The following is a 12168-nucleotide window of genomic DNA, read 5'->3' as shown; positions in this document are numbered from 1 at the left end:
CTCACCGCGGCTCGTGCCTCCGGCGGGAGTTTTCATGCAAGGATGAAGAGGGGACGCGGGACGTCGTCTTCATCCTTGCGAAAAACTCCGGGGGAGCCGGCGCAAGCCGGCGGGGGCAGCGCCCCCTCGACGCGGGCCGATGCGCGCTTGCGCAAGTTCCGGGTCGCCGTCCGGCCGCTTCGGAGCGTAGACTGCCCCCATGACCGAAGACCAGACATACCATTACCACGTCATCCGCCGCGCCATCGACGAGATCGACCGCGCCGAGGCCCCGCCGACGCTCGAGGCGCTCGCCGCCCGCATGAACATGAGCCCGGCCCATTTCCAGCGCGTCTTCACCGCCTGGGTCGGCGTCAGCCCCAAGCGCTACCAGCAGTATCTCGCGCTCGACCACGCCCGCACGCTCCTGCGCGAGCGATTCACGACGCTCGCCACCGCCGGCGCGGTGGGCCTGTCGGGGGGCGGACGCCTGCACGACCTGTTCCTGACCTGGGAGGCGATGAGCCCCGGCACCTACGCCTCTGGCGGCGCGGGCCTCGAGATCCGGTGGGGCTGGTTCGACAGCCCCTTCGGCCGGGCCCTCGTAATGGGCACCGGCCGGGGCATCTGCGGGCTAGGCTTCTCCGAGGAGCTGGGCGAGGCGGCGACCATGGCCGATCTCGCCGGACGCTGGCCCAACGCCGCCTTCGTCGAGGACGCGGCGGCCCTGCGCCCGATGGCGGAGGCCGCCTTCGGCCTGGCCTCGGGCAGGCGCCCCGATGGGCCCGTGCCGCTCGCCCTTATCGGGGCCCCGTTCCAGATCAAGGTCTGGGAGGCGCTCCTGGCGATCCCCTCGGGCGAGGTCACGACCTATTCGGAGATCGCGCGCGCCATCGGCCGGCCCGCCGCCGTGCGCGCCGTGGGCACGGCCGTGGGACGCAATCCCGTCTCCTGCCTGATCCCCTGCCACCGCGCCTTGCGCAAGTCGGGCGCGCTTGGCGGCTACCATTGGGGCCTTCCAATCAAGCGTGCGCTCCTCGCGCGCGAGGCGGCGCGGCGCGACGCGGCCGGGGACACGGCCGTGGACTGGGCCGGGGACTGGGCCGAGGCCGAGGCCAGCCAGACCGCCTGACCGGCCGGAAACCTTGCCCGGTCCCGCCATCACGTCTGCGCGAGACCATGCGCGGGTTTCCGCCCGAGCGCGATTTCCGCCTGCGTCCCGTCCGGCGGGGTGCTATAGACCACTCGATGCGCGCGCCCCGCCCTGCCTCCGACGCGGGCGGGAGGCCCGCGACGAAGAAACAAGAGGGCCTTAGCCATGACCATTTCCGCCAAGTTCACCATGATCGCCGCCGCAGGCGCGCTCGCGCTGACCGGATGCGTGCAGACCACCGCCGCCGATCCAAACGCCAACCGCACCCGCGACGGCGCGATCGTCGGCGGAATGCTCGGCGCCTTCCTCGGCGCGGCCTCCGACGACGACAACCGCGGCCGCAACGCCGTCTTCGGCGCGGCCGCGGGCGCGATCGCGGGCGGCGCCATCGGGGCCGCGCTCGACCGGCAGGCGCAGGACCTGCGCGCCAACCTCTCCAACGATCGGATCGTGATCCAGAACACCGGCGAAGAGCTGATCGTGACGATGCCCGAGGGCATTCTCTTCGACTTCGACAGCGCCGCCATCCGCGCCAGCCTGCAGTCCGACCTGCGCGCGCTCGCCCGCAACCTGCGGCAGTACCCCGAGACCACCGTCGACGTCATCGGCCACACCGACAGCGAAGGCTCGGCCGAATACAACATGGACCTCTCCGCCCGCCGCGCCTCGGCGGTCGCGGGGGTCCTGCTCGAGGAAGGCGTGGCGCCGTTCCGGGTCCGCAGCTTCGGCCGCGGCGAAAGCCAGCCGGTCGCCACCAACCTCACCCCCGAGGGCCGCGCCCAGAACCGCCGCGTCGAGGTCGTCATCCGCCCGATGAGCTGAACCGGGCCGGGCGCGCCGGGACCACTGGACTTGCGCGCCCGAGTGGTCATACTCCCTTACCAATTCAGGGGAGGGAGAGGGCGATGCCGTTCCAGCGCATCGAAGCCGAGAAGCTGTCGCACTCGGTCGTCAGGCAGGTCGAGCAACTGATCCTTCGCGGCATCCTGCGCCCGGGCGAACGCCTTCCCTCCGAGCGCGAACTCAGCGAACGGCTCGGCGTGTCGCGCCCCTCCCTGCGCGAGGCGGTCTCCGAACTGCAGTCCCGCGGCCTCCTCGCCGCGCGTGCGGGCGCCGGCATCTACGTGGCCGACGTCCTCGGCTCGGCCTTCTCGCCCGCCCTCATCCGCCTCTTCGCCGCCCACGAGGAAGCTGTCTTCGACTATATCGCCTTCCGCCGCGACCTCGAGAGCATCGCCGCCGCCCGCGCCGCAACGCTCGGTTCGGATACCGACCTCAAGGTCATCGACACCGTCTTCGCCAAGATGGAAGCGGCCCATTCCAAGCGGAACCCCTCGGACGAGGCCGAACTCGACGCCGAGTTCCACCTCGCCATCATCGAGGCCAGCCACAACGTCATCCTCCTGCACATGATGCGTTCGATGTTCGACCTCCTGCGCGAGGGGGTCTTCTTCAACCGTCAGATCATGTTCAAGAACCGCACGACGCGCGATCTCCTGCTCGAACATCACCGCGCGATCAACGACGCGCTTCAGGCCCGCGACGCCGACGCCGCCCGCGCCGCCGTGGTGGAGCATCTCAGCTTCATCGAGGGCGCGCTCGAGGACCAGAAGAAAGCCGAAGCCAACGAGGCCGTGGCCCGGCTGCGGTACGAGCACGAACAGGACCGCTGAGCCTGGGCTTCATCTTTCCGCGAAATACGCCGGGGGACGGCCGCAAGGCCGGGGGGCGGAGCCCCCATATCGCGAAAAACCGCGGGCGGAGCCCCCATATCGCGAAAGGCCGCAGGCGGAGCCCCCATATCGCGAAAAGCCGCGGGCGGAGCGCGCTGAGGGCAAACCGAATGCTGCCCCTCGGGCGCCGACCCGTTCGATCCCCCGCTCAGTCCGCCGAGCCGCCGGCGAAGGCGTTGCCGTTCTGCCAGTCGCAGGGCGCCTCCTGCATCTCCAGGTGCAGCCGGTCGCGCGTCACCGGATGCGCCGCCGCCACAGCCTCGTCCAGCTCGATCCCGAGGCCTGGCGCGGTCGGCGCCTCGACGAAGCCGTTCTCGACGCGGGGCCGACCGCGCACCAGCGCGTCGTGAAAGCGCGACTCGATCGCCTCGACCATCAGGAGGTTTGGACAGCTCACGGCGAGATGGACGTTCGCCGCCCATTCCACCGGCCCCGCATAGAGATGCGGCGCGATCTGCGCGCCTGCCGCCTCGGCGAGGACTGCGATCTTCCTGCCCTCCCACAGCCCGCCCGCGCGGCCGAGCGCGGGCTGCACGATCCGCGCGCCATGGGCGAGCGCGGCGGCGAACTCGGCCTTCGTGGTCAGCCGCTCGCCCGTCGCCACCGGGATCGACGTGGCCCGCGCGACTGCGGCGAGCGCGGGAAGATCGTCGGGCGGGACCGGCTCCTCGAACCACAGCGGATCGTGCGGCTCGATCGCCTTGGCCAGCCTGATTGCCCCGCCGGGGACGAACTGGCCGTGCGTGCCGAACAGAAGATCCGCACGGTTCCCCACCGCGCCCCGGATCGCCGCGCAGAATGCCGCCGAAAGCGCGATGTCGGAGCGCGCGGGCATGTGGCCGCCGCGGATCGTGTAGGGGCCGGCGGGGTCGAACTTCACCGCCGTCCAGCCCTCGGCCACGCGCGCCGCGGCGGCCTCGCCGGCCATGTCGGCGTCCACCCAGAAACGGTCGGGGTCGTGCTGCGGCTCGGGGTAGAGGTAGGTGTAGGCGCGCACCCGCTCGTTCATGCGCCCGCCCAGAAGCGCCCAGACCGGCCGCCCCCGCGCCTTGCCCATGATGTCCCAGCACGCCATCTCGAGGCCCGAGAAGGCACCCATGACCGTGGGATCGGGCCGCTGCGTGAAGCCCGACGAATAGGCGCGGCGGAACATCAGCTCCACGTTCTCGGCGCTTTCGCCTTCCATGTGGCGCGCGAAGACGTCCTCGATCGCCGCGCGCATCGCCGTCACGCCGAGCGCGCTGGCATAGACCTCGCCGAGGCCGGTGATCCCGTCCTGTGTCGTCACCCGCACGATCTGCCAGTGCCGCCCGCCCCAGCCGGGCGGCGGCGGCGCGACGGCGAAGATCTCGAGATCCTTCAGGCGCATTCCCGCCCCTCCCCTCTGTCAGAAGACGATGACGTTGCGCCGCGCCTTCGCCGCCCGCGTGTCCGCGATGGCCTCGTTGATGCGGTCGAGCGGCCATGTCCGCGACACCAGCGCGTCCAGCTCGAGCCGCCCCTGTTCATAGAGGTCGACCATCCACGGCACGTCGCGCGACAGCACGATCTCGCCCATCAGGCTGCCGCGCATCCCCTGTCCGGTGGCGGCGATGATCACGGGCTCGTAGCTCGACATCGCGCCCGTGTGCGGCATCCCCACGGCGTAGACCGTGCCCCCCGGCGCGAGCAGCCGGGGCGCCATGTCGTAGGCGGGGATCGCGCCGACCGAAACGAAGACGTGGTCCGCGCCGCGCCCGCCGGTCAGCGCCCGGACCGCCTGCCAGGGCTTCTCCTCGGTGGCAGGCACCCCGTGCGTCGCCCCGAAGGCGCGCGCGTCCTCGAGCTTGGAGGGCTCGAGATCCATCGCGATGATCCGCGCGGCGCCCGACAGGCGCGCGCCCTGCACCGCGTTCAGGCCGACGCCGCCGCAGCCGATCACCACGACGCTTTCACCGGGGCGGACGCGGGCGGTGTTGACCACAGCGCCGAGGCCGGTGGGCACGCCGCAGGCCAAAAGGCAGGCGCTGGTCGCAGGGATGGCGTCGCCGACGCGGGCGATCTGGCTTGCGTGGACCACGACCTTCTCGGCGAAGGCGCCGCATTTCAGGCCCTTGTTGAGGGCCCGGCCGTCGGGGAACGTCAGCTCGGGCGGCAGCGGCGCGTTGCCGGAACAGAAGACCGGCTTGGCCGAAGCGCAGGACGGGCAGCTGCCGCAGGAGCGGATCAGCGTCGCGATCACCCGGTCGCCCGCCGCGACCCCGGCCACGCCCGGACCCAGCACCGTCACCCGTCCCGCCGCCTCGTGGCCGTAGACGGACGGAAGCGGTCCGCCCCAGCCGCCCTCGATGTAGGAGATGTCGGAATGGCAGATCGCGACGGCTTCGAGCGTGACCTCCACCTCGCCCGGACCGGGATCGCGCAGGCGGACCGTCTCGATCCTGAGGGGGGAGTCGAATTCGTGGCAGACCGCTGCCCGGATCTCGCTTGGCACCTGACGTTCCCCCCGTTCCGCGCTCGACTGCCGCCACCCTGCGGCCCGTGCGGCCGGCCCGCAAGCAGGTTTTCGCCGCGCGGCGGGCCGGGTGCGGCACAGGAGACGCTACGGGGGACGATACCGGGGACGATGCGGGGGGCGGCACGGGGTGCTGCACGCAGGGCGATGCGGGGGACACCACGGGGCGATACGGTTGCAGGACGCCGCGTTCTGACCCACAACTCCGGATGCCACGAGGAGGACGACCATGGAATGCATCGAGCTTGACGACGTGACGTTGCACGTGAGGCAGGACGGGACGCCGGGCGGCCCGCCCGTTGTCTTCTCGAACTCGCTCGGCACGGACCTGCGGCTTTGGGACGACGTGGTGGCGCGGCTGCCCGAGGGGCTGCACGTCGTGCGCTACGACACGCGGGGCCACGGCCTCACCACCTGCCCGCCCGCGCCCTACGCGATGGGCAAGCTGATCCACGACGCCGAGCGGCTGATCGAGGCGCTGGAGCTGAGGGACGTCGTCTTCGTCGGCCTGTCGATCGGCGGCATGATCGCGCAGGGGCTCGCGGCCAAGCGGCTCGACCTCGTGCGGGCCGTCGTCCTGTCGAACACCGCCCCCAAGATCGGCACCCGCGCCCTGTGGGAGGAGCGGATCGCGCAGGTCGCGGGCGGCGGTCTCGAAACGATGTCGGACGCGATCATGGAACGCTGGTTCACCCGCGCCTTCCGCGAAAGTCCCGCCGTCAGCCCGTGGCGGCGCATGGTCGAGACGACGCCGGCTGCGGGCTACGCAGGCTGTTCCCATGCCATCAGTGGCACGGATTTCTACACCACGACCGCCGCGCTGCGCCTGCCCGCGCAGGTCATCGCGGGCGACGCCGACGGCTCCACCCCGCCCGATCTGGTCAAGGAACTGGCCGAGCTGATCCCCGGCGCGCGCTACGACCTGATCCGGGGCGCGGGCCACCTGCCCTGCGTCGAGAAGCCCGACGACTTCGCCGTGATCCTGATGCGCTTCCTGCGCGACATCGGCCATCTTCCCGAGGACGTGGCGTGAGCGTCTCGCCCTTCGACAGCGCGCTCTACCGCGACCTCTTCGGGGACGCGGGGATCGCGCGGCTGTTCTCGGACGGGGCCGAGGTACGCGCGATGATGCTGGTCCTCGGCGCGCTCGCGAAGGCGCAGGGCGCGCAAGGCGCGATCCCCGAGACGAGCGGGCGCTTCCTGCACCGCGCCATGATGGAGGCGCAGGTCGATCCCGCAGGCCTCGCGCAGGCCACCGGGGGCAACGGGGTCACGGTGCCGGGCCTCGTGGCGGCGCTTCGCAAGACGCTCGATGCGCCCGAGCACGCGCACTACCTGCATTGGGGCGCGACCAGCCAGGACATTCAGGACAGCGCGCTGATGCTGCGCCTGTCGCGGGCGCTGGCCCTGATCGAGGCGCGGATGGCCGCGGCGCTCGCGGCGCTCGCCGATCGTGCCGAAGCCCACGCCACGACGCCGCAGGCCGCGCGCACCTACGGGCAGCTCGCCACTCCTTCCAGCTTCGGGGCGCTGGCCGCAAGCTGGGGCGCGCCGCTTCTGCGGATGCTGGACAGGCTGGAGGAGATGCGCCCGCGCTGCCTGTGCGTATCCCTGTCGGGCGCGGCGGGAACCGCGTCGATGCTGGGCCCGGATCCGGCGGCGCTCCGCGCGGCGCTGGCCGCGGACCTCGGGCTTGGCGATCCGGGCGGCAGCTGGCACGCCAGCCGCGACCGGATCGGAGAGATCGGGGGCTGGCTCGCGGACCTCGCTTCCGCCTGCGGCAAGGCCGGCGGCGACATGACCCTTCTCGCGCGCTCGGAAATCGCCGAGATCGCGTTGCCGGGGGCGGGCGCGTCCTCGACCATGCCGCAGAAGCGGAACCCGGTCGCGCCCGCGGTCATGGTCGCGCTGGCCCGCTTCGCGCCCGCGCAAGCCTCGGTCCTGCAGGGCGCGGCCGTCCATGCCGAGGCGCGCGACGGTGCGGCATGGTTCGCCGAATGGCTGGCCCTGCCCCCGCTCGTCGCGGCGGCGGCGCGCGCGGTCGCCATCCTCGGCGATCTCGCCGCGGGCCTCGAGGTGCGGACCGACGCGATGGAGGCCCGCGCGGCGGACCCCCTCGGCCTCGTCCATGCCGAGGCGCTGTCCTTCGCGCTCGCCTCCGTAATGAAGCGCCCCGAGGCGCAGGCGCTGGTGAAGTCGCTGGCGCTCGAGGCGCGCGAGACGGGCGCCGCACTGCCGGACCTCGTCGCCCGCGCCCGTCCCGACGCCCGCCTGCCCGACCTGTCGCCGCCCGCCTCGCTCGGCACCGCACCGGCCGAGGCACTGGCCTTCGCCGCGGCGGCGCGGACGCGCGCCTCGGCCGTCGCACGGGACTGAATTCCGAGATTGTCAATCCGGCGGTGTCAATCTAGATTGACACCTGCTGGACATATCACGGGGCTTCATGCGCCTTCCCGTCGTCTTCATCATGATCACGGTCACGCTCGACGCGATGGGCATCGGGCTGATCCTGCCGGTCATGCCCGACCTGATCGCCGAGGTGCGCGGCGTCACCATCGCCGACGCGGCCCTCTGGGGCGGTATCCTTTCGGCCGCCTACGCGGTGATGCAGTTCGGCTTCGCCCCCACCATCGGCTCGCTGTCCGACCGCTTCGGGCGGAGGCCGGTCCTTCTGCTGTCGATGGCGGTGATGGCGGCGGACTACGTCGTGATGTCGCTGGCGGGCTCCATCTGGCTTCTGCTGGCGGGGCGCGTGGTGGCGGGGATGGCCGCGGCCACCCACGCCACCGCGCTCGCCTTCATGGCGGACGTCACCGAGCCGGGACGCCGCGCGCAGAACTTCGGGCTGATCTCGGCGGGTTTCGGGATGGGCTTCATCCTCGGGCCGCTCCTTGGCGGGCTTCTGGGAGGGCTCGACCCGCGCGCGCCCTTCGTGGCGGCGGCGATCCTCGCCGGGTGCAACTTCGCGTTCGGCTGGTTCGTCCTGCCCGAATCCCTACCGGCGGCGCGGCGGCGGGCCTTCGACTGGCGCCGCGCGAACCCGGCGGGCGGAATGATGCAGATCGGCAGGCTTCCTGGCGTACGCACGCTGCTGCTGGTGATGCTCGCCTACCAGATCTCGAACTTCGTCTACCCCGCGATATGGGCCTACTGGACGCAGGCGGCCTTCGGCTGGGACGCGCGCCTCGTCGGCACGTCGCTGGCCGCATACGGAGTGGCGATGGCGGTCGTGCAGGGCGGCCTGATCCGCGCCGTCCTGCCCGCGCTCGGCGAGGTGCGCGCGGTCTTCTGGGGGCTGATCCTGAACACGGTCTGCCTCGTGATCTACGGACTGATCTCGGAGGGCTGGATGATCTGGGTGATGATCCCGATCTCGGCGGTGGGCGCGATCGTCGCGCCGGCGATGCAGGGCGTGATGTCGCGCGCGGCTGGGCCCGACCAGCAGGGCGAGTTGCAGGGCGTCCTGTCCTCGATCTCGGCGCTGTCGATGATCCTGTCGCCCCTCGTGATGACGCAGGCCTTCTTCTGGGCCACCCGCGAGGGCGGGCCCGTCTGGCTGCCGGGCGCGCCGTTCCTCGTGTCCGCCTGCCTCATGGCCACTGCCCTCTTCGTCTTCGCCGCCGCCAACCGGCGCGGGGCGCGACCCATGCCGGCAGCGTGAGGCGGGCTAGCCCCCGAGAACCTCGGCGAAGACGGTGCGGTCCACGTTCCCGCCGGAGATCGTGGCGATGACCGGCCCCTCGGGCAGGTCACGCTCGTGGAAGAGGGCCGCGGCCAGCGCCACCGCGCCGCCCGGCTCGGCCACGACCTTGAGCCGCTCGAAGGCGAGGCGCATCGCCTCGCGCGTCTCGGGCTCGGTCACGACAAGGCCGGGGCCGCAGAGCCGCTGCATGACGGGAAAGGTGATCGTGCCGGGCGCGGGCGTCAGGATCGCGTCGCAGAACCCCGCCTCGGGGCCGTGGTTGCGCAGGATTTCGCCCGCGGCCAGCGAGCGCGCGGTGTCGTCGAACCCCTGGGGCTCCACCGGGCGGACCCGCAGCGCGGGCGCCCGCGCCTCGAGCGCAAGCGCGATGCCCGAGGTCAGGCCCCCGCCGCCGCAGCACACGAGCACCGTCGCCGCATCGATCCCGGCCTCGGCCGCCTGTTCCGCGATCTCGAGGCCGCAGGTCCCCTGCCCCGCGATCACCTGCGGATCGTCGAAGGGCTTGATCAGCGTCAGGCCCCGCTCGTCGCGCAGGCGCGCGCCGATCTCGTTGCGGTCCTCGCCGCCCGCGCGGTCGTAGAGCACGACCTCCGCCCCGAAGGCGCGGGTGTTCGCGATCTTCAGGCGCGGCGCGTCGGCGGGCATGATGATCGTCGCGGGCACGCCGTGAAGCCGGGCGGCGAAGGCCACCCCCTGCGCATGGTTGCCCGACGAGAACGCCAGAACGCCCCGTGCGCGCACATCCTCGGGCAATGCCGAGACGGCGGACCAGCCACCGCGGAACTTGAAGCTGCCGGTGTGCTGAAGCGCCTCGCACTTCACCAGCACCTGCCGCCCCGCGATCTCGTCGAGAAACGGCGAGGACAACATCGGCGTGCGCCGCACGACGCCCCTGGCGCGCAGCGCGGCGGCCTCGATCATGGAGATGTCGATCATTCCACCTTGTCCAGAACGGCGGCGATCACCTCGCGCGCCTGAGGTTCGTCGAGAAACGGCACATGCCCCCGGTCGGGCAGGTCCGCGAAGGCCATGTCGGGGCGCCGCCTGCGCATCTCGGCGGCGGTCGCGGCCGACAGGATGTTCGACCTCGCGCCCCGGATCAGGCCGAGGGGCAGTCCCTGAAGCGCGTCGAAGAGCGGCCAGAGGTCGGGCTGGACCGCGCCCGGCTCGAAGGCGGGGGCGACGGCCTCTCGCAGGCGGGGGTCGTAGCGCAGATGCAGCCGCCCGTCCTCCTCCCGGTAGAGCCGCCGCGAAAGGTCGGCCCATGTCGCGGGGGGCACATTCGCGAAGCTGTCGCCATAGAGCGAGGGGAAGGCCTCCGCCGCCTCGGCATGGCTGCGGAAGGCGGGCGGGTGGCCGATGTAGTCCATGATCGCGGACAGGCCCTCGGGCATGATCTCGGGGCCGATGTCGTTCAGGATCACGCCCGACAGACGGCCGGGGGCCATGACGCCCAGCATCATCGCCACCAGCCCGCCGCGCGACGTTCCCAGGATCGCGGCCCGCGCGATGCCGAGGTGGTCGAGAAGGCTGAGGACGTCGAGCGCCTCCTGTCCGACCTGGTAGGTCGCGGGGTCGGCCGAACCCGACGCGCCCCGGCCGCGGAAATCCATGCGGATGACGCGCGCGCGGTCCGCGAAGGCCTCCACCACCGGTTCGAAGTCGTCCATGTTGCGGGTCAGGCCGGGCAGGCACAGAAGCGGCGTGCCCTCCCCCGCCTCTCGGTAGGCCAGCTTCACGCCGTCCCCGGCAGTCGCGTAGTGCATCACTCGATCCCCAGAAGGGCCGGCACCCCGGTGAGGTCCGGCGCGACGTGGTCCGGCCGCCCCGGCAGCCGGTCGACGGGCTCGTCCGCGCGGTTCACCCAGAGCGTGCGGAACCCGTAGGACGCCGCGCAGGCCGCGTCCCAGCCGTTCGACGAGACGAAGAGGACCGCGTCCGGCATCACCTCGAAGCGCCGCTCAACGAGGTCGTAGACGGCGCGCGCGGGCTTGAAGACGCCGACCGCCTCGACGGAAAGCACGTCGTCGAGAAGCGCGCCGATCCCGGCGCTGCCGACGGCGCCCGACAGCATGTCGGGGCTGCCGTTGGACAGGATCGCGGTGGACAGCCCGGCCTCCTTCAGCCGCGCCAGCATCGCGGGCACCTCCGGATAGGCCGCAAGCTTCCAGTAGAGGCCCAGAAGCGTCTCGCGCAGGTCGGGGTCCTGCAGGCCCGCGCGCTCCAGCGCCCAGTCGAGGCCGTCCTGCGTGACCTGCCAGAAATCGCAGTGATCGCCCGTGACCGCCCTGAGCCACGAATACTGGAGCTGCTTCAGCCGCCAGTCCGCCGCGACCTGCCGCCAGACGCCCGCGAAGGCCTCGCGGCCAGGCTGCGCGGCCACGTCCCGCGCCGCCGCCGACACGTCGAAAAGCGTGCCGTAGGCGTCGAAAACGCAGGCCTCGATGCCGGTCATGGTCGCCCTCCCTCACTTGAAACCCAAGCTTCGCACAGCCAGACCCCGGCGACAATTCGCAATGGAAGGGTTCAAATCCGGGAACGGAGGGCCTAGTCTTGAAAGGGTAATCGAATGCGGCAGTCCTGCGCGCCCTGCGCGGCCCCGCGAAATTCACCCACCCCAACAGAACCCGGAGTATCATGATGACCCAGGCACAGCCGGGCACGACCGTGTCCATTCACTACACCGGAACGCTTTCCGACGGCACCACGTTCGACAGCTCCGAGGGACGCGACCCGCTGACCTTCAAGCTGGGCGAGGGCGAGATCATTCCCGGCCTCGAAAGCGCGCTTTCGGGCATGTCGGTGGGCGAGAAGAAGACCATCACGATCCCCTCCGAACAGGCCTACGGCCCGCACCGCGAAGAGGCGATCCAGCAAGTCCCGCGCGAGTCGGTTCCCGATCACATCCCGCTCGACCTCGGCACCCAGCTGCAGGTGCAGACGCCCGATGGCCGCGCCCTGCCGGTGACGGTGACGGAAGTGACCGACGCGCAGGTCACGCTCGACGCGAACCATCCGCTTGCGGGCAAGGACCTGATCTTCGACGTCGAGGTCGTCTCGGTCGAATGACGCCTGGCGCGCGCCTCGCCGGCACGCGAGGCGCGCG

General features: G+C 71.8%; 12 protein-coding genes. 7 read left to right on the top strand and 5 right to left on the bottom strand.

Annotated features, from left to right (window positions below):
• The first annotated feature begins 199 nt into the window (after positions 1-199).
• The 3 genes from P6F26_RS16155 (at position 200) to P6F26_RS16145 (ending at position 2805) form a co-directional block, all read left to right on the top strand.
• Positions 200-1111 carry a bifunctional helix-turn-helix domain-containing protein/methylated-DNA--[protein]-cysteine S-methyltransferase gene (locus P6F26_RS16155; RefSeq protein ID WP_278029734.1) on the top strand — a complete coding sequence of 304 codons (912 nt, stop codon included), beginning with the start codon at positions 200-202 and terminating at the stop codon, positions 1109-1111.
• A gap of 186 nt (positions 1112-1297) precedes the next feature.
• Positions 1298-1954: a YiaD family glycine zipper/OmpA-like lipoprotein gene (locus tag P6F26_RS16150; RefSeq protein ID WP_278029733.1), complete on the top strand. Its 657-nt coding sequence runs from the start codon at positions 1298-1300 to the stop codon at positions 1952-1954.
• A gap of 83 nt (positions 1955-2037) precedes the next feature.
• Complete coding sequence (locus tag P6F26_RS16145) at positions 2038-2805, top strand: FCD domain-containing protein (RefSeq protein ID WP_278029732.1); 768 nt, start codon at positions 2038-2040, stop codon at positions 2803-2805.
• Positions 2806-3013: 208 nt separating this feature from the next.
• Here P6F26_RS16145 and P6F26_RS16140 read toward each other — a convergent pair whose 3' ends face one another.
• Both P6F26_RS16140 and P6F26_RS16135 read right to left on the bottom strand, forming a co-directional pair.
• Positions 3014-4234 (bottom strand): mandelate racemase/muconate lactonizing enzyme family protein, encoded by a 1221-nt coding sequence (locus P6F26_RS16140; RefSeq protein WP_278029731.1) that lies wholly within the window; start codon positions 4232-4234, stop codon positions 3014-3016.
• Positions 4235-4252: 18 nt separating this feature from the next.
• Positions 4253-5338, bottom strand: a complete 1086-nt coding sequence (locus P6F26_RS16135; protein WP_278029730.1) for a Zn-dependent alcohol dehydrogenase — start codon at positions 5336-5338, stop codon at positions 4253-4255.
• A gap of 250 nt (positions 5339-5588) precedes the next feature.
• Between P6F26_RS16135 and pcaD the strand changes: the two genes are divergently transcribed.
• The 3 genes from pcaD to P6F26_RS16120 all read left to right on the top strand — a co-directional run bounded on the left by pcaD (position 5589) and on the right by P6F26_RS16120 (position 9020).
• The gene (gene pcaD / locus P6F26_RS16130) at positions 5589-6392 is read left to right on the top strand and encodes a 3-oxoadipate enol-lactonase (protein WP_278029729.1); all 804 of its coding nucleotides are present in this window, start codon (positions 5589-5591) and stop codon (positions 6390-6392) included.
• Complete coding sequence (locus P6F26_RS16125) at positions 6389-7735, top strand: lyase family protein (protein WP_278029728.1); 1347 nt, start codon at positions 6389-6391, stop codon at positions 7733-7735. Before pcaD ends, P6F26_RS16125 begins: the two co-directional genes overlap by 4 nt.
• Positions 7736-7802: 67 nt before the next feature.
• Entirely contained in the window at positions 7803-9020 is a 1218-nt protein-coding gene (locus P6F26_RS16120) for a TCR/Tet family MFS transporter (RefSeq protein WP_278029727.1), read from the top strand.
• Positions 9021-9026: 6 nt separating this feature from the next.
• Here the strand turns inward: P6F26_RS16120 and P6F26_RS16115 are convergent, their stop codons facing one another.
• From P6F26_RS16115 to P6F26_RS16105, 3 genes are read right to left on the bottom strand one after another with little or no spacing between them, the layout of a single operon-like run.
• Positions 9027-9998: a threonine ammonia-lyase gene (locus P6F26_RS16115; RefSeq protein WP_278029726.1), complete on the bottom strand. Its 972-nt coding sequence runs from the start codon at positions 9996-9998 to the stop codon at positions 9027-9029.
• The gene (locus tag P6F26_RS16110; protein ID WP_278029725.1) at positions 9995-10828 is read right to left on the bottom strand and encodes an alpha/beta fold hydrolase; all 834 of its coding nucleotides are present in this window, start codon (positions 10826-10828) and stop codon (positions 9995-9997) included. The genes P6F26_RS16115 and P6F26_RS16110 overlap by 4 nt, the downstream gene beginning before the upstream one ends.
• Positions 10828-11517 (bottom strand): haloacid dehalogenase type II, encoded by a 690-nt coding sequence (locus tag P6F26_RS16105; protein WP_278029724.1) that lies wholly within the window; start codon positions 11515-11517, stop codon positions 10828-10830. The genes P6F26_RS16110 and P6F26_RS16105 overlap by 1 nt, the downstream gene beginning before the upstream one ends.
• 185 nt (positions 11518-11702) lie before the next feature.
• Here P6F26_RS16105 and P6F26_RS16100 point away from each other — a divergent pair, with 185 nt between their 5' ends.
• Positions 11703-12131, top strand: coding sequence for an FKBP-type peptidyl-prolyl cis-trans isomerase (locus P6F26_RS16100; protein ID WP_278029723.1), 429 nt, complete (start codon positions 11703-11705; stop codon positions 12129-12131).
• The last annotated feature ends 37 nt before the right edge of the window (positions 12132-12168 follow it).

The organism is Roseicyclus salinarum (assembly GCF_029624655.1).
GTDB classification, from domain to species: Bacteria; Pseudomonadota; Alphaproteobacteria; order Rhodobacterales; family Rhodobacteraceae; genus Roseibacterium; species Roseibacterium salinarum.
This window is presented reverse-complemented; position numbering and strand designations above follow the sequence as displayed.

What these genes read in the sequence shown, in the direction of transcription:
- P6F26_RS16110 (WP_278029725.1), bottom strand. Translation starts at nt 10,828, where the DNA reads ATGCACTACGCGACTGCCGGGGACGGCGTGAAGCTGGCCTACCGAGAG.
- P6F26_RS16140 (WP_278029731.1), bottom strand. Translation starts at nt 4,234, where the DNA reads ATGCGCCTGAAGGATCTCGAGATCTTCGCCGTCGCGCCGCCGCCGCCC.
- pcaD (WP_278029729.1), top strand. Translation starts at nt 5,589, where the DNA reads ATGGAATGCATCGAGCTTGACGACGTGACGTTGCACGTGAGGCAGGAC.
- P6F26_RS16115 (WP_278029726.1), bottom strand. Translation starts at nt 9,998, where the DNA reads ATGATCGACATCTCCATGATCGAGGCCGCCGCGCTGCGCGCCAGGGGC.
- P6F26_RS16150 (WP_278029733.1), top strand. Translation starts at nt 1,298, where the DNA reads ATGACCATTTCCGCCAAGTTCACCATGATCGCCGCCGCAGGCGCGCTC.
- P6F26_RS16120 (WP_278029727.1), top strand. Translation starts at nt 7,803, where the DNA reads ATGCGCCTTCCCGTCGTCTTCATCATGATCACGGTCACGCTCGACGCG.
- P6F26_RS16100 (WP_278029723.1), top strand. Translation starts at nt 11,703, where the DNA reads ATGACCCAGGCACAGCCGGGCACGACCGTGTCCATTCACTACACCGGA.
- P6F26_RS16155 (WP_278029734.1), top strand. Translation starts at nt 200, where the DNA reads ATGACCGAAGACCAGACATACCATTACCACGTCATCCGCCGCGCCATC.
- P6F26_RS16105 (WP_278029724.1), bottom strand. Translation starts at nt 11,517, where the DNA reads ATGACCGGCATCGAGGCCTGCGTTTTCGACGCCTACGGCACGCTTTTC.
- P6F26_RS16145 (WP_278029732.1), top strand. Translation starts at nt 2,038, where the DNA reads ATGCCGTTCCAGCGCATCGAAGCCGAGAAGCTGTCGCACTCGGTCGTC.